2 protein-coding genes and 1 pseudogene are annotated in these 2,746 nt (G+C 72.9%); all 3 read left to right on the top strand.

All coding sequences use genetic code 11. The features are described 5' to 3' along the window. A pseudogene (locus SACSA_RS24075) lies at positions 1-763 on the top strand (hypothetical protein); the annotation flags it as partial. Between the two features lie 150 nt (positions 764-913). Then, the gene (locus tag SACSA_RS0120630; RefSeq protein ID WP_019819758.1) at positions 914-2,203 is read left to right on the top strand and encodes a nucleotide sugar dehydrogenase; all 1,290 of its coding nucleotides are present in this window, start codon (positions 914-916) and stop codon (positions 2,201-2,203) included. Between the two features lie 56 nt (positions 2,204-2,259). Beyond that, a partial coding sequence (locus tag SACSA_RS24070) for an acyltransferase (protein ID WP_019819756.1) occupies positions 2,260-2,746 on the top strand: 487 nt, incomplete at its 3' end.

The raw sequence follows: 2,746 nt of genomic DNA, 5'->3' as shown, positions 1-2,746 counted from the left end.
GCTGGTGGCGCTGCTGGTGCCGTTGGTGCTCGCGGTCCTGGCCTTCGTCGTGCTCGAACCGGACTGGATGGGCGAGTACCGGTTCGCCACGCCGGTGTGGCCGCTGGCGGTGCTCGCCGGAGTGCTCGCGGTCGGCGAGCTGCTCCGCGGCTGGGGTGCGGCGGGGCGGACGTCGCTGCTGGTGTCGCTGGTGGTCGCGCTCACCGCGAGCGGCACGTCGTTCGCGGACTCGGCCGAGCGGTTCGCCGCCGCGCCGACCGTGCCGCTGTGCCGGATCGCCGAGCGGTTCGGCGCCGTGATGAACGGCTACGCCGACCGGCTCGGGGTGCGCGACGGTTCGGTCCTGCTCCCGGACGTGGGCGGCACACTGCTGACCACACGGCTCCGGGTGATCGACCAGGCGGGCCTGGTGGACAGCCGGATCGCCGAGTTCCACGGGCGCGGGGACATGGCCGCGTTGCGCGACTACGTGTTCGAGGAGGCTCGTCCCACGTTCATCCACTCGCACGGTGGGTGGAGCAGCGGCACCGGCATCCCGTCCGACCCGCGCATGGAGCGCGACTACGACGCCCTCTACATCGACCCGGAGCAGGGACGGTCCAACGCCGACTGGGTCCGCGAGGACGCGGTACCCGGCCCCGGGGCGCTTCGCCAGGCGCGTGCCTACGGGCGTGCGGCGGTGGAGACCGTGTCCGAACAGGGCCCGCGCCGGCACTGCGGTCCGGCTCTGCGTCCCGGCCGCACCGAGCTCGGGGCGGGGTGAGCGCGACAGAGCCACGGAGGACGCCGTGCGAGGGGGTTTCGCGGTGCCGGGGCGCCGAGCGCCGACGGAGGGCCGGGGCGCGTTAGGCTCCGTTCGGTACCTCCGCCGCGGAAATCTCAGCGCCTACGAACAACGTAAGGACCCGTCTCGGTGAAGATCGCTGTCATTGCCCTGGGGAAGATCGGACTCCCGCTCGCCGTGCAGTACGCCTCGAAGGGGCACGAGGTCGTCGGCGTGGACGTCAACGCCGACCTCGTCGCGCAGGTCAACCGCGCGGTCGAGCCGTTCCCCGGTGAGGCGCACCTCGCCGAGCGGCTCGCCGAGCTCGTCCCGTCGGGCGCGCTGCGGGCGACCACCGACTACGCCGAGGCGGTACCGGGCGCCGACGCGGTCGTGGTGGTCGTGCCCCTGTTCGTCGACGACGAGGCGCGCCCCGACTTCGGGTGGATGGACGCCGCCACCGACGAGCTGGGCCGCCACCTGACGGCGGGCACGCTGGTGTCGTTCGAGACGACGCTGCCGGTCGGCACCACCCGGCAGCGGTGGAAGCCGCTGCTCGAACAGCGTTCCGGCCTGGTCGAGGGCACCGACTTCCACCTCGTGTTCTCCCCCGAACGAGTGCTCACCGGCCGGGTGTTCGCCGACCTGCGCAAGTACCCGAAGCTGGTCGGCGGGCTGTCGGAGGCGGGCGCGGACCGCGCGGTGGAGTTCTACGAGGCGGTGCTGGACTTCGACCCGCGCGACGACCTGGCGCGCGGCAACGGCGTGTGGGACCTCGGCTCGGCGGAGGCCGCCGAGCTGGCCAAGCTGGCCGAGACCACCTACCGCGACGTCAACATCGGGCTGGCCAACCAGTTCGCGCGGTACGCGGCTACGACGGGTATCGACGTCTACCAGGTGATCGAGGCGTCGAACTCGCAGCCGTACAGCCACATCCACCAGCCGGGCATCGCCGTGGGCGGGCACTGCATCCCCGTCTACCCGAGGCTGTACCTGTGGAACGACCCCGAGGCCAGCGTGGTGCGCGCGGCACGGGAGACCAACGCGGGGATGCCCGACTACACGATGGGCCTGCTCGAAGGCGCGCACGGCGACCTCACCGGCGCCCGCGTCGTCGTGCTCGGGGCCGCCTACCGGGGCGGGGTCAAGGAAACGGCGTTCTCCGGGGTGTTCGGCGCGGTGGAGTCGCTGCGCACGCGAGGAGCGAGTCCACTCGTGCACGACCCGCTCTACACCGACGAGGAGCTGCGCGACCTCGGGTTCGAGCCGTACCACCTCGGCGAGAAGGTCGACGCGGCCGTGGTGCAGGCCGACCACGCGGCCTACGCCGAGCTGGGCCCGGACGATCTGCCGGGGGTCGCGACGGTGGTCGACGGGCGCCGCGTGTCGGCCCCGGACCGCTGGCCGGGCGTGACCTACCGCGTGATCGGACGGGCCTGACCGAACGGGCGCACCGCGCCTCGCGACCACCACGACCCCTGCCGGAAGGACAAGACATGGCCTTCGTTGCCGACGGCGCCGACGTGGCGCCGACCGCGGTACTCGGGGACGGCTGCAAGATCTGGCACCAGGCACAGGTGCGCTCCGACGCCGCGCTCGGCGCGAACTGCGTCGTCGGCCGGGGCGCCTACGTCGGCACCGGAGTGCGGATCGGCGCCAACTGCAAGATCCAGAACCATGCCCTGGTGTACGAGCCCGCCGAGCTGGCCGACGGGGTGTTCATCGGTCCCGCGGTGGTGCTGACCAACGACACCTATCCACGCGCGGTGAATCCCGACGGCAGTCTCAAGAGCGCCTCCGACTGGGACGCCGTGGGCGTGACCATCGCCGAGGGTGCCTCGATCGGGGCACGTGCCGTGTGCGTCGCACCGGTGCGGATCGGCGCGTGGGCCACGGTGGCCGCCGGGGCGGTGGTCACCAAGGACGTGCCGGAGTTCGCGCTGGTGGCCGGCGTTCCGGCGCGGCGCGTCGGCTGGGTCGGCC

The sequence above is a fragment of the Saccharomonospora saliphila YIM 90502 genome, from assembly GCF_000383795.1.
Lineage (GTDB): Bacteria > Actinomycetota > Actinomycetes > Mycobacteriales > Pseudonocardiaceae > Saccharomonospora > Saccharomonospora saliphila.
This window is presented reverse-complemented; position numbering and strand designations above follow the sequence as displayed.